General features: G+C 63.0%; 22 protein-coding genes and 1 pseudogene. 13 read left to right on the forward strand and 10 right to left on the reverse strand.

From position 1 onward, the window contains the following. A pseudogene (locus tag HKD27_RS14845) lies at window positions 1–96 on the forward strand (IS5/IS1182 family transposase); the annotation flags it as partial. Between the two features lie 31 nt (window positions 97–127). Here HKD27_RS14845 and HKD27_RS14850 read toward each other — a convergent pair. After that, window positions 128–1147, reverse strand: a complete 1020-nt coding sequence (locus HKD27_RS14850; protein WP_194690031.1) for a ribonucleotide-diphosphate reductase subunit beta — start codon at window positions 1145–1147, stop codon at window positions 128–130. Window positions 1148–1172: 25 nt separating this feature from the next. Further along, window positions 1173–3026 (reverse strand): ribonucleoside-diphosphate reductase subunit alpha, encoded by a 1854-nt coding sequence (locus tag HKD27_RS14855; RefSeq protein WP_228119209.1) that lies wholly within the window; start codon window positions 3024–3026, stop codon window positions 1173–1175. Between the two features lie 461 nt (window positions 3027–3487). Here HKD27_RS14855 and HKD27_RS14860 point away from each other — a divergent pair, with 461 nt between their 5' ends. Then, a complete protein-coding gene (locus HKD27_RS14860; RefSeq protein ID WP_194690032.1) occupies window positions 3488–3919 on the forward strand; it encodes an OsmC family protein in 432 nt (143 codons plus the stop codon). A 25-nt stretch (window positions 3920–3944) separates the two neighbouring features. Here HKD27_RS14860 and aroC read toward each other — a convergent pair whose 3' ends face one another. Both aroC and fabI read right to left on the reverse strand, forming a co-directional pair. Further along, entirely contained in the window at window positions 3945–5027 is a 1083-nt protein-coding gene (gene aroC, locus HKD27_RS14865) for a chorismate synthase (RefSeq protein WP_194690033.1), read from the reverse strand. A 1-nt stretch (window position 5028) separates the two neighbouring features. Further along, a complete protein-coding gene (gene fabI / locus HKD27_RS14870; RefSeq protein ID WP_194690034.1) occupies window positions 5029–5880 on the reverse strand; it encodes an enoyl-ACP reductase FabI in 852 nt (283 codons plus the stop codon). A 144-nt stretch (window positions 5881–6024) separates the two neighbouring features. On the opposite strand from fabI, the gene HKD27_RS14875 reads away from it, so the two are divergent. The 8 genes from HKD27_RS14875 (at window position 6025) to HKD27_RS14910 (ending at window position 13394) form a co-directional block, all read left to right on the forward strand. Continuing rightward, the gene (locus HKD27_RS14875; protein ID WP_194690035.1) at window positions 6025–6567 is read left to right on the forward strand and encodes a hypothetical protein; all 543 of its coding nucleotides are present in this window, start codon (window positions 6025–6027) and stop codon (window positions 6565–6567) included. A gap of 115 nt (window positions 6568–6682) precedes the next feature. Then, window positions 6683–7300: a pyridoxamine 5'-phosphate oxidase gene (pdxH, locus tag HKD27_RS14880; protein WP_194690036.1), complete on the forward strand. Its 618-nt coding sequence runs from the start codon at window positions 6683–6685 to the stop codon at window positions 7298–7300. Between the two features lie 48 nt (window positions 7301–7348). Further along, a complete protein-coding gene (locus tag HKD27_RS14885; protein ID WP_194690037.1) occupies window positions 7349–8233 on the forward strand; it encodes a universal stress protein in 885 nt (294 codons plus the stop codon). Window positions 8234–8274: 41 nt separating this feature from the next. Beyond that, on the forward strand, window positions 8275–9000 hold the full coding sequence (locus HKD27_RS14890) for a polysaccharide lyase family 7 protein (RefSeq protein ID WP_194690038.1): 726 nt from the start codon (window positions 8275–8277) through the stop codon (window positions 8998–9000). A gap of 73 nt (window positions 9001–9073) precedes the next feature. Further along, window positions 9074–10954 carry a glycosyltransferase N-terminal domain-containing protein gene (locus tag HKD27_RS14895; protein WP_194690039.1) on the forward strand — a complete coding sequence of 627 codons (1881 nt, stop codon included), beginning with the start codon at window positions 9074–9076 and terminating at the stop codon, window positions 10952–10954. Continuing rightward, entirely contained in the window at window positions 10951–11934 is a 984-nt protein-coding gene (gene lpxK, locus HKD27_RS14900) for a tetraacyldisaccharide 4'-kinase (RefSeq protein WP_194690040.1), read from the forward strand. The genes HKD27_RS14895 and lpxK overlap by 4 nt, the downstream gene beginning before the upstream one ends. Then, window positions 11931–12845 (forward strand): lysophospholipid acyltransferase family protein, encoded by a 915-nt coding sequence (locus HKD27_RS14905; RefSeq protein WP_194690063.1) that lies wholly within the window; start codon window positions 11931–11933, stop codon window positions 12843–12845. Before lpxK ends, HKD27_RS14905 begins: the two co-directional genes overlap by 4 nt. A 165-nt stretch (window positions 12846–13010) precedes the next feature. Next, window positions 13011–13394: a hypothetical protein gene (locus HKD27_RS14910; protein WP_062496840.1), complete on the forward strand. Its 384-nt coding sequence runs from the start codon at window positions 13011–13013 to the stop codon at window positions 13392–13394. Between the two features lie 86 nt (window positions 13395–13480). Here HKD27_RS14910 and HKD27_RS14915 read toward each other — a convergent pair whose 3' ends face one another. Then, a complete protein-coding gene (locus tag HKD27_RS14915) occupies window positions 13481–14803 on the reverse strand; it encodes a penicillin-binding protein activator (protein WP_194690041.1) in 1323 nt (440 codons plus the stop codon). A 149-nt stretch (window positions 14804–14952) separates the two neighbouring features. Between HKD27_RS14915 and rsmI the strand changes: the two genes are divergently transcribed. Next, window positions 14953–15786 carry a 16S rRNA (cytidine(1402)-2'-O)-methyltransferase gene (gene rsmI / locus HKD27_RS14920; RefSeq protein ID WP_194690064.1) on the forward strand — a complete coding sequence of 278 codons (834 nt, stop codon included), beginning with the start codon at window positions 14953–14955 and terminating at the stop codon, window positions 15784–15786. Window positions 15787–15790: 4 nt separating this feature from the next. Here rsmI and HKD27_RS14925 read toward each other — a convergent pair whose 3' ends face one another. From HKD27_RS14925 to HKD27_RS14940, 4 genes are all read right to left on the reverse strand, one after another. Then, window positions 15791–16417 (reverse strand): outer membrane lipoprotein carrier protein LolA, encoded by a 627-nt coding sequence (locus HKD27_RS14925; protein ID WP_194264782.1) that lies wholly within the window; start codon window positions 16415–16417, stop codon window positions 15791–15793. Window positions 16418–16420: 3 nt separating this feature from the next. Continuing rightward, window positions 16421–17377 (reverse strand): iron exporter MbfA, encoded by a 957-nt coding sequence (mbfA, locus tag HKD27_RS14930; protein ID WP_062509296.1) that lies wholly within the window; start codon window positions 17375–17377, stop codon window positions 16421–16423. A gap of 27 nt (window positions 17378–17404) precedes the next feature. Further along, window positions 17405–18781 (reverse strand): glutamate--cysteine ligase, encoded by a 1377-nt coding sequence (locus HKD27_RS14935; RefSeq protein WP_194690042.1) that lies wholly within the window; start codon window positions 18779–18781, stop codon window positions 17405–17407. A gap of 67 nt (window positions 18782–18848) precedes the next feature. Beyond that, window positions 18849–19601: a 16S rRNA (uracil(1498)-N(3))-methyltransferase gene (locus HKD27_RS14940; RefSeq protein WP_194690065.1), complete on the reverse strand. Its 753-nt coding sequence runs from the start codon at window positions 19599–19601 to the stop codon at window positions 18849–18851. Between the two features lie 35 nt (window positions 19602–19636). Here HKD27_RS14940 and ubiA point away from each other — a divergent pair, with 35 nt between their 5' ends. Next, complete coding sequence (gene ubiA / locus HKD27_RS14945) at window positions 19637–20554, forward strand: 4-hydroxybenzoate octaprenyltransferase (protein ID WP_194690043.1); 918 nt, start codon at window positions 19637–19639, stop codon at window positions 20552–20554. Beyond that, window positions 20551–21219 (forward strand): methyltransferase, encoded by a 669-nt coding sequence (locus HKD27_RS14950; protein WP_194690044.1) that lies wholly within the window; start codon window positions 20551–20553, stop codon window positions 21217–21219. The genes ubiA and HKD27_RS14950 overlap by 4 nt, the downstream gene beginning before the upstream one ends. On the opposite strand, the gene HKD27_RS14955 is transcribed toward HKD27_RS14950, so the two are convergent. Then, window positions 21188–22567 carry an MFS transporter gene (locus HKD27_RS14955; protein WP_194690066.1) on the reverse strand — a complete coding sequence of 460 codons (1380 nt, stop codon included), beginning with the start codon at window positions 22565–22567 and terminating at the stop codon, window positions 21188–21190. The genes HKD27_RS14950 and HKD27_RS14955 overlap by 32 nt on opposite strands. Window positions 22568–22570 lie beyond the last annotated feature (3 nt).

Genomic DNA, 22570 nt, shown 5'->3' on the forward strand with positions numbered 1-22570 from the left:
AAGCAGTTCCGCGCTATTGCAACCCGCTACGACAAACTGAAATCCACCTTCCTCGCGGCGGTTCAGTTCGCCTCAATCATCATCCTGCTTAACTGACGACACGCCGTAGGATTCTCCGTCTCAGATCTCAGCTGAAGACGTTGCCTTCGAACGCCTCTTCCCAAGTCCCGGACGTGGACGCACGGGAATATTCGGTCGAACGGTTCTCGAAGAAGTTGGCATGTTCGACAGCATTCAGCATGTCGTCGATCCACGGCAGCGGGTTGTTTTCCTGCCCATAGATCGGGTCCAGGCCCAGCTGCGTCAGGCGGCGATCCGCGATGAAGCGGATGTACTTCTTCACGTCTTCGGACGACATGCCCTCGACCGGCCCCATCTCGAACGCCAGATCGATGAACGCATCTTCATGCTCGACCGTCGTGCGGCAGACCTGCGTCAGTTCCTCACGGAAGTCAGCGGTCCACAGTTCCGGATTCTCACGGATGAACGTCCGGAACAGTCGAATCATGGACAGGCAGTGCAGCGTCTCGTCACGCACCGACCAGGACACGATCTGCCCCATGCCCTTGAGCTTGTTGAAGCGCGGGAAGTTCAGCAGGATCGCAAAGGATGCGAAAAGCTGGAGCCCTTCCATGAACGCCCCGAAAGCCGCCATGGTCTTGGCGATTTCACGCTTGTTGTCGATGTTGAACGACTGCATGAAATCGTATTTGTCCTTCATCTCCTTGTATTTCAGGAAGGCCGAATACTCGGTCTCGGGCATCCCGATGGTATCAAGAAGATGGGAATACGCGGCGATGTGGATCGTCTCGATATTCGAGAACGCGGACAGCATCATCAGCACTTCGGTCGGTTTGAAAACCTGGCTGTAATACTTCATATACGCGGAATTCACTTCCACGTCGGCCTGCGTAAAGAAGCGGAAAATCTGCGTCACCAGATGCTGTTCGGCTTCCGTCAGCGTCCGGTGCCAGTCCTTCACGTCATCGGCCAGCGGCACTTCCTCGGGCAGCCAGTGGACGCGCTGCTGCGTCAGCCAGGCGTCATAGGCCCAGGGGTAGCGGAAGGGCTTGTAGACCGGGTTGGCGGTCATCAGGTCGAAATGCTGCTCGCCCTGATGACCGGTGGTCGGGGTCGTGTCGCTCATGATTGCGTCCTTTCACATCCCGCCATTACTGGCAGGACAGGCACTCTTCGTAATCGCCGCTGCTCATCTCACCGCGCGGAGCGGCCTGAGCCGTGGCTTCGTATTTTTCGTCTTCCAGAATGTCGCTCTTTACCGCGAGATTGGACACGGCATCCGCGCGCTGCACGGACAGGGAGCGGCAGTAATAGAGGGACTTCAGGCCCTTCTTCCACGCCTGGAAATGGATCTGATGCAGGTCGCGCTTGTGAACGTCGGCCGGCAGGAACAGGTTCACCGACTGCGCCTGACAAATGAACGGCGCACGGTCGGCGGCATGTTCGACGACCCAGCGCTGGTCGAGTTCGAACGCCGTCTTGAACACGTCCTTCTCGTCCTGCGTCAGGAAGTCGAGGTTCTGCACGGAGCCCTTGTTCAGCGTGATCGCCGACCAGACTTCGTCCGTATCATAGCCGCGCTCTTCCAGAATCTTCTTCAGATGGCGGTTGCGGACCGAGAACGAACCCGAAAGCGTCTTCTGCAGGAACACATTCGCGCTGATCGGCTCGATGCCGGGGCTGGCATTGCCCGTGATGATGGAGATCGAGGCCGTCGGGGCAATGGCGAGCTTATGCGAGAAGCGCTCCATGAAGCCATATTCCGCGGCATCCGGGCACGGACCGCGCACTTCCGCCAGATGCTTGGACGCAGCATCGGCCTGCTTGCGGATATGTTCGAAAATTTTCCGGTTCCAGACCTTCGCCATCACGGACTCGAATGGAATCATCCGGGCCTGAAGGAAGGAATGGAAGCCCATCACGCCCAGACCAACCGAACGCTCACGCGCAGCGGCATACTTCGCCCGCGCCATATCGTCCGGCGCGCGGTCAATGAAGTCCTGCAGCACGTTGTCGAGGAACAGCATCACGTCCTCGATGAACTGCGGATCATCCTTCCACTCGTCCCAGGTCTCAAGATTGAGCGAAGACAGACAGCAAACGGCCGTACGGTTCTTGCCGTGATGGTCAATGCCGGTTGGCAGCGTGATCTCGGCGCAGAGATTGGAGGTCTTCACTTCCAGCCCGGCCAGCTTGTGATGCTCCGGACGGGCGCGGTTCACATGATCGGAATAGATGATGTAGGGCTCGCCCTGCTCCATCCGCGCCGTCAGGATCCGGATCCACAGACCACGCGCCGAAACCTTGCGGATCGTGCTGTGATCCTTCGGGGACAGCAGCGCCCATTCCTCGTCATTCTCGACCGCACGCATGAACGCGTCCGTCACGAGCACGCCGTGATGCAGGTTCAGAGCCTTGCGGTTCGGATCGCCACCTGTCGGGCGGCGCATTTCGACGAACTCTTCCACTTCCGGATGCCAGACCGGCAGATACACCGCAGCCGAGCCACGACGCAGGGAGCCCTGCGAAATCGCCAGCGTCAGGCTGTCCATAACGCGGATGAAGGGAATGACGCCGGATGTCTTGCCGTTGCGGCCGATATTTTCGCCGATGGAGCGCAGATTGCCCCAGTAGGAGCCAATGCCACCGCCCTTGGAGGCCAGCCACACGTTCTCGTTCCACAGTCCCACGATTCCCGAGAGACTGTCCTCGGCCTCATTCAGGAAGCAGGAGATCGGCAGACCGCGCTCGGTGCCACCATTGGACAGAACGGGCGTGGCCGGCATGAACCAGTGGCGGGAAATGTAGTCGTAGATCCGCTGGGCATGGCCCGCATCGGCGCCGTAATAGGAGGCCACACGCGCAAAAAGAGCCTGATAGTCCTCACCCGGAAGCAGGTAGCGGTTGTTCAGCGTCGCCTTGCCGAAATCCGTCAGCAGGGAGTCGCGCGAACGGTCCACCCGCACGGCATGATGGCCCGGAAGCTGCACGACATCGTCGAACATATCTGCGGAATCGGCATCACCCGGTAGCGGCGCTTCACCGATGGGATGATCGACAGGCGGACGCACATCATGGGCGCGATCAGCCTTGTCGGACACGTCCATTGTCACGTCATGAAGGGTCATCGCTCTCTCCGCCGGGCATCTATTTCTGGTATCTCGAGCACTCATTTCCATCACTCCGAACCCGATCGCAAGCACGAAGTTCGCTTGCAATCTCGGAAGAGCTGTGAATTGGAACCATCCCATATCTAGGGCACGAAATGGTTAATGTCCCTATATATAGTGCTGATCGCAGAAAACTGCCGCTACCTCACTGTTATCCCCAGACTTCTCCTCTCCCTTCGCCCTTGGGTGTGTGCCGTGGGTCACAGAATGGAGAAATTTCGTGATCGCCAGTCCGGGCAACGATCCGTAACGGACCACGTTTGAGAGAAGGACCCAACATTCCGGAGCATTGATCCATGACCATCAAGAAGACAGCCTCAGCCCACTGGACCGGCGGCCTCAAGGACGGCAAAGGCACGATTTCCACACAGAGTGGCGCCTTGCACAACCAGCCCTATGGCTTCAACACCCGTTTCGAAGACAAGCCCGGGACGAATCCGGAAGAGCTGCTCGGCGCGGCCCATGCCGGCTGTTTCACCATGGCGCTGTCCATGATGCTCGAACAGGCGGGCTTCAAAGCCGAATCCCTGGAAACGAAAGCCACGGTGTCTCTGGACAAGTCCGGCGAAGGCTTTGCCATCACGCAGTCTCACCTGACCTTGCGTGGCAAGGTTCCCGGCGCATCGGAAGCGCAGTTTCTGGAAATTGCCAACAAGGCCAAGGAAGGCTGCCCGCTGTCGCAGGTCATCAAGGCCAGGATCACCCTGGACGCCACGTTCGAAAGCTGAGGCATCCGGTATCGAAGGCTGGGGCCTAGCGCCCCCAGCCACATTGCGCATGATCGCGCAGCAGGTGATCGGCCAGCACACAGGCCATCATCGCTTCAGCGACCGGCACAGCCCGAATGCCAATGCAGGGATCGTGCCGCCCCTTCGTCATCACCTCGACAGACTCGCCATCGCGCGTGATGCTCGGGACAGGCGTGAGGATCGAGCTGGTCGGCTTGATCGCAAAGTGCGCCACTATGGGCTGCCCCGTCGAAATCCCGCCCAGAATACCGCCGGCATGGTTGGACGCGAACTCCGGCCCCGGCGCAATCGGATCGGCGTTCTGCTCACCGCGCAGGGCGGCTACGGCAAAACCGTCCCCGATCTCAACGCCCTTCACACCATTGATACCCATCATGGCACCGGCCAGATCGGCATCGAGTTTTCCATAAACCGGTGCACCGAGTCCGGCAGGCAGACCCTCCGCCACGACTTCGACAGTCGCGCCGATCGACGATCCATCCTTGCGAATGGAATCGAGCAGCGCTTCCCATGGCCCCACGGATTCCGCATCCGGACACCACAACGGATTGCGCTCGACTTCGTCCCAATCCCAGCGGGACGGATCGATGGTCTGGCCACCGATTCCCGTCAGGGCCGCACGAATCTTCACGCCCTCACCCACCAGCGTTTTGAGCAGCACACGCGCCACGGCTCCCGCCGCAACCCGCATGGCGGTCTCGCGCGCCGAGGACCGTCCGCCCCCGCGATAGTCGCGAATGCCGTATTTCATGTCGTAAGCAATGTCGGCATGACCGGGGCGATAGCGGGTTGCGATATCACCATAATCCTTCGACCGTTGATCGGTATTCTCGATCATCAGCGAAATGGGAGTGCCGGTCGTCTGGCCTTCAAACACGCCCGAAAGGATCCGGACCTGATCCGGCTCCCGGCGCTGCGTGGTAAAGCGGGACTGCCCCGGACGACGACGGTCGAGCCAGGGCTGGATGTCCTCTTCGGACAGCTTCAGGCGGGGTGGACAGCCATCAATGACGCAGCCAATGGCCGGTCCGTGACTTTCACCCCAGGTGGTGACGCGAAAGAGCTTCCCGAAGCTGTTGTCCGACATGTCAGTTCCCGGAGCCGACCGCTGCGATGTCCGGCGCGTCCGGGTTCTTCATGCCGACCGTGTGGTAGCCGCAGTCCACATGATGGATCTCGCCCGTGACACCACTGGACAGGTCGGAAAGCAGATACATGCCCGAACCGCCAACATCCTTGAGGGTCACGTTGCGCTCCATGGGAGAATTGAGCTGGTTCCAGCGCAGGATGTAGCGGAAATCGCTGATCCCGTTGGCAGCCAGTGTCATGATCGGACCAGCGGAGATCCCATTCACGCGGATATCGTCGCGGCCCAGATCGGCAGCCATGTAGCGCACAGAGGCTTCCAGAGCCGCCTTGGCCACGCCCATCACATTGTAATGCGGCATGACGCGCTCGGCGCCGAGATAGGTCATGCTCAGGAACGACCCGCCCGGATTCATCATTGCGGATGCACGGCGTGCAACAGCCACGAAGGAATAGCAGGAGATGTCCATGGCCTGCAGGAAGGCATCGCGCGGCGTGTCGATATAGCGGCCGCGGAGATACTGCTTGTCGGCGAAAGCGATGGCATGGAGCACGAAATCGATCTTGCCCCAGACCTTCTCGATTTCATCGAACGTGGTGTTGATGGCATCGTCGTTGCTGACATCACAGGGAATGACGAGTTCAGACCCGACGCTCTCTGCCAGCGGACGGACGCGCTTGCCCAGCGCCTCGCCCTGATAGGTGAAAGCAAGTTCTGCGCCCTGTGCAGCACAGGCACTGGCAATGGCCCAGGCAATGGAGTGCTTGTTGGCAACACCCATGATCACACCGCGCTTGCCCTTCATGAGCGTGCCGGTCACTGGAGCCGGGATATTGTCTTCCGTTTCAGACATGGTGATTTCCTGAATCGCGTTGGCGTATTGAGGGCCGTGGTTGCACAAGCGCCCGTTACAGACAAGACTTTGCGACGATTGCGCCGTTTTTTGCCCCCTGACAGGGCATTAAGGCATCACTCCGGCGCTAAGGAATTTCTGCCCATGTGTTCGAAATCCGCCTACGCCACCACAGAACCGTTCGATTTTTCCGAACATCATTCCATCCTGATCCGCGCTCGGCCCGGCGCCATCCTGAACTCCGTGCGGCACTACCGCCTGGGTGATGATCCGCTCTTCCGTCCGGCCCTTTACCTGCGTGAACTGCCCGCCCGCCTGCTGCGCGCGCGCCCTCCGCCGCCTCTGGACCTTCAGGACTTCACGCTTCTTTCCCAGACCAATCGCAGTCTGGTCTACGGGCTGAAAGGCGCTTTCTGGCAGACGGATTACGGCCTGCGCCGTTTTGACACACCCATGGAGTTTCTCGGTAACAGGGATGCGTCCGTTGCAACCCTGATCCTGTCCTTTATGACAGGGCCAGCCACGCCGAAACGGACGCGCCTTGTCACGCAGACACATGTCCTGTGTCCCACTTCCCAGGTCCGGCGGCGCTTCCTGCCTTACTGGCTCGTGATCCGCCCCGTCAGTGGCCTGCTGCGGCGACGCATGCTGTCCCAGATCAAGGCGCGATGTGAGCGAAGCGCGTAAACTGTTCCCATAGCGGGCCGGATGGCTGGAACGTGCCATCCGCGTTATGATCATCACACTGGCGAGCCGGTCTGCGTCGCTCCTGTTCCGCCAATCCAGTTCCAAGGAGAGTCCCATGTCCGACATCCCCCTGATTGACCTCAAGGCCGATCCCTTCGCCCTGTTTGCGGCCTGGATGTCGGATGCCGAGACGTCCGAGCCGAACGATCCCAACGCCATGGCCGTGGCAACCGCGACGCCTGACGGGCGACCTTCCGTCCGGATGCTCCTGCTCAAGGGCGTGGATGAGCGCGGCTTCGTCTTCTATACCAATCTGGAAAGCCGCAAGGGACGCGAACTGCTGGCCAACCCGCATGTCGCCCTGCTCTTCCACTGGAAATCCCTCCGCCGCCAGATCCGGATCGAAGGCCCGGTCGAAGCCGTCAGCGCCGCCGAAGCCGATGCATATTTCGCAAGCCGCTCGCGCATGTCCCGCCTTGGCGCCATTGCGTCCGACCAGTCACGCCCTCTGGATGACCGCAGCACCTTCGAGGAACGCCTGAAGGCCGTGGACGAGAAATACGGCGACGGTCCGATCCCCCGCCCCGCCAACTGGTCGGGCTTTCGCGTTCTGCCCGAAGCCATCGAATTCTGGCAGGATCGCCCCTACCGCCTGCATGACAGAGCCGTGTGGACCCGTGACGGAAACATCCATGACGGAAACGGATGGAACGTCACACGACTTTATCCGTAAATACATCATAATGACGTTCTGCAGATTTTGGCCGGGGAGCCCTGACCCATGCTTATCGACATCAAGAATATCCTTCTCCCCCTGAACGGCTCCGGTGACCTCGAAGCCGTCATGTCGGTCGCGCTTGATTTCGCGCGCCGTTTCGATGCCCATCTGTCCGCTGTCGTGGTCGGCTCGGACCCGTCCGAAGTCGCGACGCTGGCCGGTGAAGGCATCTCGGCCGGCATGGTCAATGAAATGATCGACACAGCCACGACCGAAGCGCAGCGCCGCGCGATCGCGATCCGCAAAGCCTTTGATGCCTTCATCCGTGAGCATGACATCCGTCGTGTCGAGCCTTCGAAGATCGGCTCCTCCGCGGGCGATGGCGTCAGCGCCAGCCTTGATGTCCTCAACGGGACCGAGCACGATTCCCTGACATGGCGCTCGCGTCTGGCCGACATGACTCTGGTCCCGAACCTCGCCAAGGACGGCGATCCGCGCGCCTCCGAAACGCTGCATGCCATCCTGTTCGACAGCGGACGCCCGCTCGTGATCGCCCCGCCCGCCCCGCCGAAAACGGTTGGCAAGCGCATCACTATCGCCTGGAACGGCACGCCCGAGGCCTCGCTGGCCCTGCGCTGCATCCTGCCCTGGGCCCACAAGGCCGAAGCCGTGCAGGTCCTGACCTGTCAGGACTACCAGCGTCGCGGACCGGGCGCGGACGAAGTCGTGACCTATCTGCGGATGCATGGCATTTCCGCCACCGCCCGCGAGTTCGAAGCCGTGAACCGTGACATCGGCGCGGGGCTCCTGAAAGCGGCTACCGAGTTCAACGCCGACATGCTCTGCATGGGCGCCTATTCCCACTCGCGTCTGCGTCAGATGATCCTGGGCGGTGTCACCCGTCACATTCTGGAACAGGCGCAACTCACCGTTCTCATGAGCCGCTGAAACGCCTTTTCATGCCTGCCTGCCGATCTGAAGGAACCGTCATGTCCCTGTCCCGCCTCCTCTGCGCAACCTGCCTGACCCTCACTCTGGCAGGAACCGCGCTGGTCCCCGCCTCGGCCATGGACACACGGTCTCCGCCACAGGCAGGCGGCTTCACTCTGCAGGAACCGCAGGCGCGGCTGAAACTGCGCCTCGTTCCGGGCACGACGCTCGCAACCGGCTATCACAGCCCGTTCTATCAGCAGAATCCCGCAACAGGCGCCCTCACCCTGCGGACGGACGGCCTTCAGCCGTCCATCCGCGGACAGACGGCCCCCGCAACCGTCCTGCGTGAAGGCACGGCCTGGTATTTCCAGCAGACCCCGGCCGACATGAACGCGAGCCTGCATATCGACACCTGGCCCAGCGACCAGCGCGTCATCATCGGCCGCATCCAGAGCCCGCACGGTCCCGTCGTGGAACTGGTCGCAAACGGCCATCGCTCGCAGGTGACCGTCACCGTCCACGATGGCAGTTCGACCCACAACATCGTCGCCGGTACGATCTATCCGGACCGCAACGTCAGCTATACCATCTCCTCACGTCCCAACGGAACGCTCGTCGTTGTCGTCAACGGCAGTCGCAGCGTACTCGCCATGCCCGCTGCCGCGACTGCGCCTGTCATGTGGTTCGAGGCCGTTGCGGGCCAGACCGGATGGCATATGCCCTGTCATGGCGACATGGCGCAGGTAACCTTCACGTCCCTTGAGGTCCGTCATCCGGAGTAGTGAGGACCAGGACTGTACGGGAAAGCCTTTCCAACCTTTGCCGCCTGTAACGCCGCGTGCTACCCGACACGGCATGACCCTGTTTCCGCGCCTCCTGCGCCTGTGGCTGGGAACCTGCCTGCACACCACACGCTGGCAGGTCAGTGGCTCACCCCGCGCCCTCGAAACCCTGACAACCCCGGCGAAGGGTACGGTCGTCGCCTTCTGGCACCGCTCGCTGACACTCAGCCCGGCCCTGTGGTTCTGGGCGCGGACGCTGGAACCCCGCCTGGAACTGCGGGTACTGATTTCCCGCAATCCGGACGGAATGCTGATCGCAGACGTCGTCCGTCCATGGGGCATCATCGGCATCCACGGCTCCTCCAGCAAGAAGGGCAAGAACAAGGGTGGAGCGGCCGTTCTGCGCACTGCTCTGAAGGAACTTGAAAAAGGCTCACTGGTCGGAATCACACCGGACGGCCCCCGCGGCCCGGCGGAACAGGTGCAGCCCGGAGCCGTCGCGCTCTCCCGCCTTGCGGCCTGCGCAGTCGTCCCCGTCGGGATGGCCAGCACGAGTCTGCGCCTGCCCTCATGGGACGGGCTGGCTTTCCCGCTACCGTTCGGACGCGGCGCCCTCATCATGGGCGAGCCGCTCTTCCAGCCCGACGCCACCATCCTTCAGAATGCCCTGAACGACGTCTCGCTCCGTGCCGAGAGCGTGGTGCGGCACCGGCAATCCAATCTGGCGGACCGTCTGTGGCGCCTGGCTGGAACCCTCATGGCCCCGGCGCTGACGGTCATGCTGCGCATCCGCCTGCATCGCGGGCGTGAACTCCCTGACCGCCTGCGCGAACGCATGGGACTGGAGCGCGCGGGCCCGCGCCGGGGCCACCGCCCCACGGGGCAGCTTCTGTGGATCCATGCCGCCAGCGTCGGCGAGACCCTCTGCGCCCTGCCGCTCGCCGAGGCCCTGCTCGAAGCCCGGCCCGAAATGCGCATCCTCTTTACGACCGCGACAGTCACCGGCAGCGAGATCGTGGCCCGGCATCCGCTCTACGGGCAGCGGATCATCCACCGCTTCATTCCCCATGACGTGCCACGCTGGCTCAGGCGCTTCCTGAACCTCTGGCAGCCGGAAGGCGCCATATTCGTGGAAAGCGAACTCTGGCCAGGCATCATCGCAGCCTGTTCACGCCGCGACATCCCGGTCATGCTCGTCAACGGGCGCCTGTCAGACCGTTCAGCCCGTCTGTGGACCCGTCTGGGAGACCCCGCACGCCGCATGATGAAGCGCTTGTCCTGGGTAGCAGCCCGTGGTCCCGAAGACGCCGCCCGCTTCCGGGCACTGGGAGCGCTCCCGGTCTATGAAGATGGCGACCTCAAGCAGGACGCACCGCCTCTGGCCTATGACGAGGCGGAATATGCCCGGCTGAGGAGCCTGATCGGCGACCGTCCTGTCTTCGTCGCCGCATCCACCCATCCGGGCGAGGAAGAACTTGTCCTGCAGGCCGCGGAAAAAGCCCGCAGGCTCCAGTCTGATCTGCTGACCATCATCGTCCCGCGCCACCCGGCCCGTGGCGCGGAGCTGGCAGCCCGCTTTGACCTGCCCCGCCGAACGACAGGTCTGGATCCGACGCCGCAGACACAAATCTGGCTGGCTGACACGCTGGGCGAACTGGGCCTGTTCTACCGTCTGGCGGATCGCTGTTTTCTGGGCAATTCCCTTGCCGGAAAGGGCGGCGGCCACAACCCGTTCGAGCCGCTCCGTCTGGGCGTTCCCACGGCTACGGGGCCGAAAATGGAGAACTGGCGGGAGGCAATGGCCACCGTTTCTGATACAATCCATGTCGTGAACGATGTGGAGTGTCTGACACGATGGCTCGAATCCCCTCTCCCGCCTGTCAGGACAACGGGATTGCAGCGCTCCGTGGTGAGCGTCCTGCGAGACCGCATCCTGAAAACGGTTGAGCGATGACCCGTCGCCCACCCCGTTTCTGGCTGCGCCCCACCCGCAGCATCGCCGCCCGTCTCCTGCGGCCGTTTTCCTTCATCGCCACAACACTCACCCGCCGCCGCCTCAGACAGCCGACCTTTCATGCCTCCGTTCCGGTCCTGTGCTGCGGCAACATCACCACAGGCGGCGCCGGCAAGACCCCCCTCACCCTTGATCTGGTCCAGCGCCTCAGGGACCGGGGCCATCATCCCCATATCCTGAGCCGGGGTCATGGCGGCCGCGAGCGCGGCCCGATCGGCGTCAATCCGAGCCGCAGCACGCCCCGCGACGTGGGCGACGAACCGCTTCTCCTCGCACAGAGCGCCCCGACCTGGATCGGAGCCAACCGCGCCGAAACCGCCCGTCTCGCCATCTCCCAGGGCGCGGACTGCCTCGTCATGGATGATGGCTTCCAGAACCCTACACTGTATCAGGACGTCTCCGTTCTTGTCGTGGACGGCGCGACCGGCTTCGGCAACGGATGCGTCCTCCCCGCAGGCCCCCTGCGCGAACCGGTCGCCGACGCCCTAGCGCGCGCCCAGGCTGTCGTCGTCATGGGCGACGATCGACACAACCTGATCCCGACATTCCCCCCCCATCTCCTGACCGCGCAGGCCAGACTGGTGCCCGGCCCCGAAATCCGGACCCTTCAGGGACGGCGCATTGTGGCCTTTGCAGGCATTGGCCGACCGGAAAAGTTCTTCGACATGCTCCGGGACGCCGGCGTGGCCCCCATCCGCGCGCTTCCCTTCCCCGATCATCATTTCTATACGCCCCGTGACATCCAGCGCCTCGAAGCCCTCAGCCGGGAATCGGGAACCACGCTGGTCACGACCGCCAAGGACGCCGTGAAACTCCCATTCCCATTCCGTACGCAGGTGAAGGTCATCGGCGTAGAGCTGCTCTGGGCCGACCCGAAATTCCCCGAATGCCTCCTCGATCTGCTGTTTTCCGCCTCGTGACCTCTTTCCTGTACCGCGCGGAAACCCTTCTGGTCCGTGCCCTTCTGGCCGCGATCCGCACCCTCCCGCCCGCAGCCTCTTCCAGTCTGGGTGGCTTTGTGGCGCGCACAATCGGACCACTTCTGCCCGTCTCGAAGATCGCAGACCGGAACCTCCAGCTCGCCCTGCCGGAATATGACGCCCCCGCCCGTCGCCGCATCGTCCGCGACTGCTGGGAAAATCTGGGACGCACGGTTGGCGAGTTTCCCCATATCAGCCGCCTGAAACAGAACACACCTTCCGGCGCGGGATGGAGTGTCGAAGGCGCGGAACATCTCGAAGTGGCCAAAGCATCAGGCCGGCCAGTCATTTTCTTCTCGGGTCATATCGGCAACTGGGAACTCATGCCGCCTGTCGTGGCGCGCTATGGCATGCCGTTTGCGTCCTTCTACCGCGCAGCCAGCAATCCCGGCGTTGACCGCCTGATCCACAGGCTCCGGCAGGACGCGATGGGACAGGACGTGCCCATGTTTCCCAAAGGCGCAAAAGGCGCGCGCGCAGCTCTGAAATACCTGTCCAAAGGCGGGAATCTGGGCGTTCTGGGCGATCAGAAAATGAATGACGGGATCGAGGCCAGGCTCTTCGGTCGCCCCGCCATGACAGCCTCCGCCGCAGCCGTGTTCGCCCTGAGACATGATGCCCTGATCGTGACCGGACATGTCCGCCGCGATGGTCCAGCCAGACTCGTGCTGGTCGTGGATGCGCCCTTCATGCCGGAAAAAACGGACGACCGCACCCAAGACGTCCTCGCCCTCACGCAGCTGTTCAATGACCGTCTCGAATCATGGATCCGCGACATTCCGGGGTCCTGGCTCTGGCTGCACCGCCGCTGGGGCAAATCCCTGTACCGGAATATGACAACACAGTGTTAAGCTATGCACTGAGAGCATGGCAGATTTGTCACAGTAGGGATAGTTTGTGTCGCAAAACCGTCTCCAGACGTTATTAAAGATTGTGAAACGTACCTTTCGGCCCCTAGCCTGAACTCATCACCACGACCCGGGTGCCCTGCCCGGCTTTATGATGAGGACTTCCTGATGGCGCAGGTGGCTCACCTTCACGACCTCTCTCATGGCCGCAACGCGAGCAACATCGTACCTCTGCGCCAGGGCCTTCTCCCCCGTCACCGCGAGTACCTGCTGCGCTGGCTGGAAGCCGGGCAGCGCATGGGCGTTTTCGATGCGGAAATCGCACCGGCCGCCCATGACACCGTCAATGTGGACGGCACTGTCCCCGTTGATCATGTTCTGGTCTGGGTCCGCGAAAATCCCGATCCCGCCTATATGCTGCGGCCCCAAGGTATGCGCTGGGTACTGATTGACCAGATCCGCGAGCATGAGCTTGGCAGCTATGCCAGCTTCGAGCTCGCCCTGCATGTCATCCGCCCGGTCCTGCCGCTCGCCGAGACCTGCGCCGCCTGATCCTGCGCCCGGATTTCCTCGACCAGACATAAAAAAAGCGCGCCGTTCGAAAAAACGGACGCGCTTTCTTTTGAAAAAATACCGTATCAGCTCGGACGGATCGCCACATCCCGCGAAGCTGGTACAACGATGCGGGCACCACCGCCACGCTGGATCTGATAGATCGCCAGTGCCCGCGTGACATGCCCGTCCGGCCGCAGGCGGAACAGCCCGTCCACACCCATGTAACCATCCGGCCGCGTCAGGGCCTGCGTCGTCACGCCACCCTGACGGATCAGGCTTCCGGCCAGAGCCGCGGCGTCATAGGCGAAATCCGTGACGGGTGACGGCGCCTGTTTGTACAAAGCCCGGTACTGCGCGACATAGCCCATGCGGTCATGCGCATCGGACGCTGCATACCAGGCCCCATGCAGCGCACCGAGCTTGCCATCAAACGCCTTCCACAGCGCCGGCCCCATGATCTGGACCTGCGACGAATCGATATGATCCGTCTGGAGCGTCGTAATGACACGTCCCAGTTCCAGCCCCGTATCGGCCAGCACCAGCGCATCGAATGGCGGCGGCGGAACCGGTACGGCCTGAGGCGCCGGAGCCGGAGTGGCCGCTGGCGTGGCTGGCGGCGTAGCGCCCGTTTCTGCCGTCCCTGCCGGGTTGGCCGCAGTCTCGCCCGTCGGATCGATCGCGGATGGTCCGGCCGGGACATCTGTCGGCGCAGGCGCCGGAGCGGCGGGCTGGCGCGTCTCGATGGCGGAGAGCGTCTTCAGGCCGTCATCGATATTCTGCGCGTCCATCGTATGGAACACGATCTGCGGATCCTTCAGCCCCGCATCGCGGCAGGCCCGTGCCAAACCATCACCCATCGCATGTCCGAAGGCATTGTCCGGCAGGAAGGCCGCGAAAGTCCGGCGTCCCGTCGCCCGGGCGGCATCCACCATCCGGCGCACCTGCTGCTCCGGTGTCAGACCCATGACCCAGACGCCCGGACGGGCCTGCGTAGAGTCGCTGGTAAAGGCCAGCTCCGGCTTGCCCGCATTGACGGCGAGCGGTGCCGCGGCAGACGTTTCCGTTGCGGTCAGAGGCCCCAGCAGGATGGCGTCACCACGCGACAGCGCATCGCGCGCAGCCTGCTCAGCACCACCCGGGGCATTGGTGTCATGCACGTCCAGCGCAGGCGATCCCTTGGCAGAAAGAGCCAGCTTCGCAGCATCGCGCATCCGCAGTCCATAAGCGGCATTGCGCCCCGTCAGCGGCAGGATCAGCCCGACATCATGCGCGCCCGGACCTTCCGAAACACCCGGAACGCCGCCCACACCCGGCACGGAAGACGACCCACCACCCGAGCAGGCGGCAAGGGTCAGGAAGGTTCCTGCGGCGAGGCCGGTGCTTACACCCTTGCGCAGACGGCTCAACGGGCGACAATGCGCCCCTGAGTTTGTCACCGAGGATGCAGATGTCCGAAAAGTCATGTTCCGCTGAAACTCCCTTGAGCGATGCGGCTGAAACGTTACCGGCCGCCCCCCTGCCAGCGCAGGGCCAGGCCGAAGGTGGATGTCTGATATTGGTTGCAACGCCGATCGGCAACCTGGCCGATATCAGCGAACGCGCGATCGAGGCGCTGAACACCGTGGACGCGATCCTCTGCGAGGACACGCGCGTCACGGCAAAGCTCCTGCTTTCGCGCAATATTGCCACACCAACCCGGACACTGCACGACCATAACGAACAGGACCGCACTCCGTTCCTGATCGAAAAACTGCAGGACGGCGCGCGCTATGCCGTCGTCTCCGACGCAGGCACGCCCCTGGTCTCCGATCCCGGATACCGGTTAGTCCGCGCCGCCATCGCGGCCGGTATCCATGTTACGGCCATTCCCGGTCCGAACGCCGTCGTCACGGCCCTGACGCTGTCAGGCCTACCGCCTCTGCCCTTCATGTTCCTGGGCTTTCCGGCCCCCCGAAGCGAAGCCCGCAAGACCGGCTTTGCCACCCTGCGCGCCGCCGAACAAGCAGGACTGCACTCCACCCTGGTCTGGTACGAAGCCCCGCACCGCCTGATCGAAACACTGGAAGACCTGATCGACGTTTTTGGTCCGGACCGCGAAGCCGCCGTCGGCCGCGAACTCACCAAGCGCTTCGAGGAAATGGTGCGCGGCACCCTGACAGAGGTTCTGGAACATTTCCGCACAACCGCCCCACGCGGCGAAATCACGCTCCTGATCGGACCGTCTGCCGAAGATGACAGCGGCGCTGCCGATCTGGACACGCATCTGCGCGAGGCCCTGACAACCCATTCAGTCAAGGACGCCGCAGCTCTCGTGGCGGGAATCGTAAAGCTGCCCAAACGCACGGTCTATGCCCGGGCGCTGGAACTCTCACGCGAACTGAAGGACTGAAGCCTCAGTCCGCTTTGGGCAGCACGAACAGGGACTGAGGCACGGTCCCGCCCAGACGCACATCGGACAGGGCGATTGTGGTCGTGCGTCCCTGCGCATCCACGACCGTCCAGCCCAAAAGACCGAGCGGCGCATCGGACAGGACGAGCGTCAGAGTGCCCTCCCCGGCGCTCTGCGTCCGCACCACCTGCACCCGGATCTGCCCGTTGCTGTGCTCGAAGCCCGTCACCGTCACATCCCCTGACAGCTTGAGTTCCGGACGCAGCAGAAGCCCGAGCGGCGTGCGGTCCAGTGGAATGGTCGTCACCTGATCGACACTGCGATCCTGAAACACCACACGCCCGTCATTGGCGACCAGCAGCAGCGGACTCGGCTTGTCGTAATCGAAACGCATCCGGCCTGGCCGGTCGAGCGTTGCTGTTCCGACCGTCGTGCTGCCATCCGCCGCCGTCTGCCTGAAGCGCGCCTGAAGCGTCGTGACCTGCCCCAGCGCGTCCTCAATCCGTGAAATCCAGCCCTGATCCGCAGGACGAAGCTGGGCGGGAGTCGCCTGCGCAAAAGCCATGGATGGCAGGGCAACGGGCAGCAGCGCCACCAGAGCGGCAGCGCGGAAAAAAGAACGGTTCATCATGTCTCAGGAACTGCCAATCAGCACACCGGTTGCAAAAACGAGAGCCCCGCCGAGGAAGACCTGCACCATGGCCGATCCGAACGGCGTGTCCTGATACCGCCAGCGCACCCAGGAAATCAGCAGAAGCTCGATCGCCACGGCGATGATTGCGACACCAAAGGCAAGACGGAAATCCGGGACAAGGAAGGGCAGCGTATGCCCGATCCCGCCCCCGAACGTCATGGCGCCGCAGATCAGGCCGCGCAATAGCGGAGCCCCACGCCCGGACAGCTTGCCATCATCCGCCAACGCTTCCGCCAGCCCCATGGAAATCCCGGCGCCCAGCGACGCCGCAAGTCCGACCAGAAAGGCGGCATGGGGGCTGTGCGTTGCAAACGCCGCGGCAAAGACGGGCGCCAGCGTCGAAACCGAGCCGTCCATGAGCCCGACCAGCCCCGGCTGCACAACCCGCAGGACAAAATCCCGGCGACTGTGCTCATCCTCGCGGTCACGGGTGTTATCATTCAGATGCGCGTCTTCAAGACGCCGCGCCTCGCGCTGATGCCGGTCTTCCTCGGTCGCCAGATCACCCAGAAGCTTGCGGATTTCCGCATCATTGGTCTGCCCGGCAGCCTGACGATAGAACCGCGCGGCCTGCCGCTCCATGTCGGCCGCCTGCGCCCGGATCGCCTCGATCCCGCGATTCTGCATCTGCCAGGCAGATTTGCGGGACGGAAACCCCTGCACATCCTGCCGGCGGACCAGCGGGATATGGTTACCGAACCGCCGGACGAACAGGTCGATCAGGGCCCGGCGATGATGGTTTTCCTCTTCCGCCATGTCCTGAAAGATGGCGGCGCTGTCGGGATAATCCTCCGCCAGCATCTGGCCGAAATCCGCGTAAATATGACCATCCTCCTCCTCGCTGGCGATGGCCAGCGCAAGGATTTCGCGTTCGGTCAGATCGGAAAGTTTCGTCACGTAGGCAGCAGATCCCGTCTCGTAAAATCAGATGGCGGCTTCGGTAAACAGCGGCTTCACGCTCTGGCCCCAGGCGCCGTTATACAGGTCCAGCCAGTACTGGGCCTGATTCGGACCGCCATCGGCAATCAGATGCAGCGGGTCGAGATACCCGGCCTCATTGCGCACACGCGCCCGCAGACCCTGCTCGGCCAGTTCAACCACACGCTTGGCAAACGGCTTCAGACCGCCCGGGAACGCGGCATCCAGTCCCAGACGCGGCACTTCGGCCCGAAGCTGCTGATACACGCTCCAGGGCTGCTCACGCACCAGCTTCTCGGCCGCTTCCAGCGTGGCGGGATCGTAAAGCAGACCGACCCACAGAGCCGACTGCGCCACCATCATTTCCAGCTTTCCGGCATCCGCACCGCGCATTTCAAGGAACTGCTTGAGACGCACATCGGGGAACACCGTCGTCAGATGATCTTCGAAATCCCCGACCGTCGGCGTCAGGCCCTTCAGCGGTTCCTGCACATCGCCCGCCAGCCAGCGCCGGAAGGAGCAGCCCGCCACATCGATGTTCTTTCCATCCCGCGAGACGAAATACATCGGCACGTCCAGCGCCCAGTCCACATACTGCTCGAAGCCGAACCCGTCCTCGAAAAATACCGAAGGCTGTCCCGAACGCTGGTTGTCCGTATCGGTCCAGATCCGCGCCCGGTTGGAGAGCAGGCCATTGGCCTTGCCCTCGACGAACGGCGAATTCGCGAACAGCGCCGTCGCCACGGGCTGAAGTGCCAGCGACACGCGCATCTTGCGGGCCATGTCGGCTTCATCGCTGAAATCAAGATTGACCTGAACCGTGCAGGTCCGCGTCATCATGTCGAGGCCGAGCGAGCCCACCTTCGGCATGTAGTTGCGCATGATCGCATAGCGGCTCTTGGGCATCCACGGCATTGCATCACGCGGCCAGAGCGGCTGAAAGCCAAACGGCAGGAAACCAAGCCCGAGTTCCGCAGCCGGACCACGGACCTGATCGAAATGCGCCTGCATTTCCGCTTCCGTTTCCTGAAGCGAAACAACCGGCGCGCCCGAAAGTTCGAACTGTCCGGCCGGCTCAAGCGAGATTGCCCGCCCGGCCTGTGCGTTCTGGCCCTTCAGACCGATCAGGTTCTCACCGTCCATGATCGGCGCCCAGTCCGGTCCCTGAAGCTTCTCCAGCAGCGCCCCGATTCCGCGCGGCTCGTAAGGCGGGGGCGACAGTGGTTCGCGTCCGTCAGCAGCATGAGGAAGAACAAAACCGAATTTTTCATGTTCGGTGCCGATCTTCCATTCCGATTGCGGTTTGCAACCACGCGCGATCGCCTCGACGAGCTGCGCCCGGCTTTCGATCGACGCAGTATTGGACGTGCCGGGATTGGACATGGCGTTTGGCCTCGGTCTGAATTCGTTGTTCGATAATGATTGAACTGTAGCAGGTCCGACGGTTCTGTCACCCTCGGGCGGCATCCTCCGCCCTGGCTGCCAGACGGGACAGCCCCGCACACACGGCCGTCTCCGCCCGCAGCACCAGTGGCCCCAGGCTGAGCGCATGAACGGCAGCATGCCGCCGCAGAAGCTCCACTTCCGCCTCGGAGAAGCCTCCCTCCGGCCCGATCAGCAGGGCCGCGGCCTGCACCGCCGCATCCTCACCCGGACGGCGCTCGAGCGCAGCAAACAGCGGACGATCGTCCGGCCACTCCGCCAACACCACCCGCAACGACTCAGGCGGCAGGATCTCTGGAACATCCAGCCGCTCGCACTGCTCCGCCGCTTCGGTCGCAATCACCGACAGCCGCTCCAGATTGAGCCGGTGCGTATTGGTCCGCTCCGTCACAACCGGCCGAAAGCGCGTCACGCCCAGTTCGGTTCCCATACGGATGACAAGTTCCGTCGCATCCCGCTTGAGCGGCGCAAACAGCAGTTCCACACCGTCCGTCGGCGCCGGAGTCCGCTCGCAGCGATACAGCAGAACACTTCCCTTGTCCTTTTTCAGGGCCGCGATCTCTGCCGCCCATTCGCCGTCACGCTCATTGAACACACGGACAGCGCTGCCCACGCCCTGTCGCATGACGTTGCCCAGATAATGCGCCTGCCCGGGAGGAAGCGGGATGGTCTGGCCTTCCGCGAAGGCTGTTTCAGACGCAGGGACATAAAGACGGGGGTCGGATCGGCTCATCCTTTTCCGATAGCGCGCCTCGCCCATTGACGGAAGCATGTCCGCACAGCATCACATCTCCCATGAGCCAGACCCGCGCCCATACCGATATCCAGTTAACCGGCCGCATTGCGCGCCTGCCCGAGCCATGGCGCTCCTACGCCCTGCTCGCCCGTCTCGACCGCCCGGTCGGAACATGGCTCCTGTTCCTGCCCGGCGTGTGGGGCCTGTTCCTTGCGCCCCATGCGTCACTACAAACGCGCCTGATCGACACGGCCCTGTTCGCCTTCGGCTCGCTCGTCATGCGCTCGGCCGGCTGCGTCGTGAATGACATCTGGGACCGCGACATCGACGCCAGGGTCGCCCGCACTGCTGGCCGCCCGCTCGCCAGCGGCGCACTGTCCCTGAAACAGGGCCTGCTCCTGCTTGCCGTCCTGCTGTTGATCGGGCTGGGCGTGCTGATCTGCCTGCCGCCCGTCTGCTGGGCGCTCGCCCCGCTCGCGCTCCTGCTCGTCGCCCTGTATCCGGCCGCCAAGCGCGTCACCTGGTGGCCGCAACTCGTCATGGGTTTCACCTTCGGATTCGGCGCTCCCATGGGCTACGCCGCAGCCGCCGGAACACTGGATGGCAACGGCCTGCTGCTCTACGGCGCCGTCATTCTCTGGCAGCTCGGATTCGACACGATCTACGGCTTTCAGGACATGGACGACGACGCCCGCATCGGCGTCCGCTCCACCTCCCGCCTGATGGAAAAGAGCGCCCGTCCGTTCATCGCCACCTGCTACAGCCTCATGCTCCTGGCGCTGGCGCTCGTCGCCATCCATGCGCATCTGCACTGGATCTTCTGGCCGTTCCTCGCCCTCGCAGCCGCAATGCTGCTCCAGCAGGTCCGCGTGCTGAACCCTTATGACGCTCCGGCCTGCCTTAAGGAGTTCCGCCGCAACGTGCCCATCGGATTCGTACTGGCCGCAGGGTTTGTCGCCGCAAGACTTTTCGGATGAGCACGCCCCTGAGCGATCCCGCCGGTTTCATCCGTGACAACACCGCCATCGCACAAGCCACGCTCGTGCCTGAGATTTCCCTGCATCTGGCGACCGAAATCACCCCCATCTGGCAGGCCAGCGAAGTCTATCTCGAACAGATCGGCATCGAACCGCCCTTCTGGGCCTTCGCATGGCCCGGCAGCCAGCTCATCGCGCGCTTCATTCTCGATAATCCCGGGCATGTCCGGGGACGCCGCGTTCTCGATGTAGCCTGCGGATGCGGTCTCGCCGCCATTGCCGCTGCCCTGTCGGGCGCGTCCGATGTGCAGGCCAACGATATCGATCCCATGGCGCTGGAAGCCACAGATCTGAATGCGCGCCTCAACAGCGTGACCATCGCTCCCGTCCCCGGAGACCTGATCGGAACGCTCCCGGACTGTGATCTGCTGGTCATCGGAGACGTCTGTTACAACGAAGCCATGGCGGCGCGGATCGTGCCCTGGCTGCTGGAATGTTCGAAAACCTGCGAAGTCTGGCTCTGTGATCCGGGCCGGCACTACGCCCCATCAATGCCGCTCGAAGTCCTGACGCGGCAGACCGTTCCTGTCACGCAGGAGCTGGAAAGCGCGGACCAGCGCGCCACCACGCTCTTCAGGCTGCGAGATATTTTCGCCCCAGACTAAGCGCAGATCCCGTCAGCGCCGCAATCATCGCAGCCCCGAGGCAGATAAAAGCCGGATGGGGAAAGACCGTGAACAGTCCTGCCACGAGCAGGGCTCCTGTCGTCTGCCCCGCCAGACGCGCAACGGAGAGCATACCACTCGCACCGCCCTCACGACCCGGAGGCGCGGTGACCATGATCGCGCGGTTATTGGGCGGCTGGAACAGCCCGAACCCGCATCCGGCAAACAGCGTCCGCCAGGCGATGGCCCAGTTGCCGGCGTCCGTCGGCAGGAACCACAGCAGACAGAATCCGCTCGCCGTAATGAACAGTCCGATCGAGGATAGCACCGACGCCGGAAACCGGTCCGCCAGACGGCTGACGACAAACGACATCGTCGCCACACCGACAGCCCAGGGCGCGATCAGAAGCCCGATCGTGCCTGCACCACGATGGAACGCAGACGCCAGTGTGAACGGCATCGCCACAATGTAGAGGTTGGAGGCCACGAACCCCAGAAACCCGACCAGACAGGCCAGCAGAAACGGTCGGCGCGCCAGCAAATCAACCGGCACGATCGGTTCGAGCCTCTCGCGCTGATAATGCAGCAGCATGGCCCAGCACAGCACGCCCGCAACTGTAACCGCCGCGCCCGACAGGAAATCGGCATGCATCAGACCGTCGAGCCCCACACCGGTCAGGGCGAAAGAAGCTACCGTCAGAAGAGAGCCAACCATATCGGTCGGAATATCGCTCCGCGGAGTCTGCGGCAGCGCGGCATGAGCCAGCGCCAGAGCCGCGAGAGCCAGCGGCAGATTGATCCAGAAAATCCAGGGCCAGCTGGCCACGGACAGGATGAGCGATCCAAGAGACGGACCAAGAGCCACTCCCAGCCCGACGAAAAGTCCGTTCAGGGCGATGCCCCGCCCCAGCTCCCTATGCGGGTAAATGAAACGCACGAGTGCAATATTCACACTCATGATACACGCCCCGCCAACACCCTGCAGCGCCCGCGCGAGCGTCAGTTCAAGCAGGTTCTGTGACAAGGCACAGGCGACAGACGCGATCAGGAAAAGGAAGATCCCAAGCTGACTCAGTCGTCCGAATCCCACACGGGCGCCAAGCGATGCCAGCGGCAGAAGGCATGACAGATTGGCGAGCTGATAGGCGTTGACGACCCAGATGGCCCGTGAAGACGACGCATGCAGGTCCTGCGCGATCAGCGGCAGGGCCACATTGGCGATCGCATAATCCAGAACTGACAGAAGCAGGGCCAGGAGTACGGCCGACATCGCCTTGAAACGCTGGACCCCGTACAGCCCGGCATGACGCTTTGGATCGTACTCTTCTTGCGGACCGTCTTCCGTCATCGT

Origin of the sequence: Gluconobacter sp. R75690, assembly GCF_015244525.1 — a bacterium.
Taxonomy (GTDB): Bacteria; Pseudomonadota; Alphaproteobacteria; order Acetobacterales; family Acetobacteraceae; genus Gluconobacter; species Gluconobacter potus.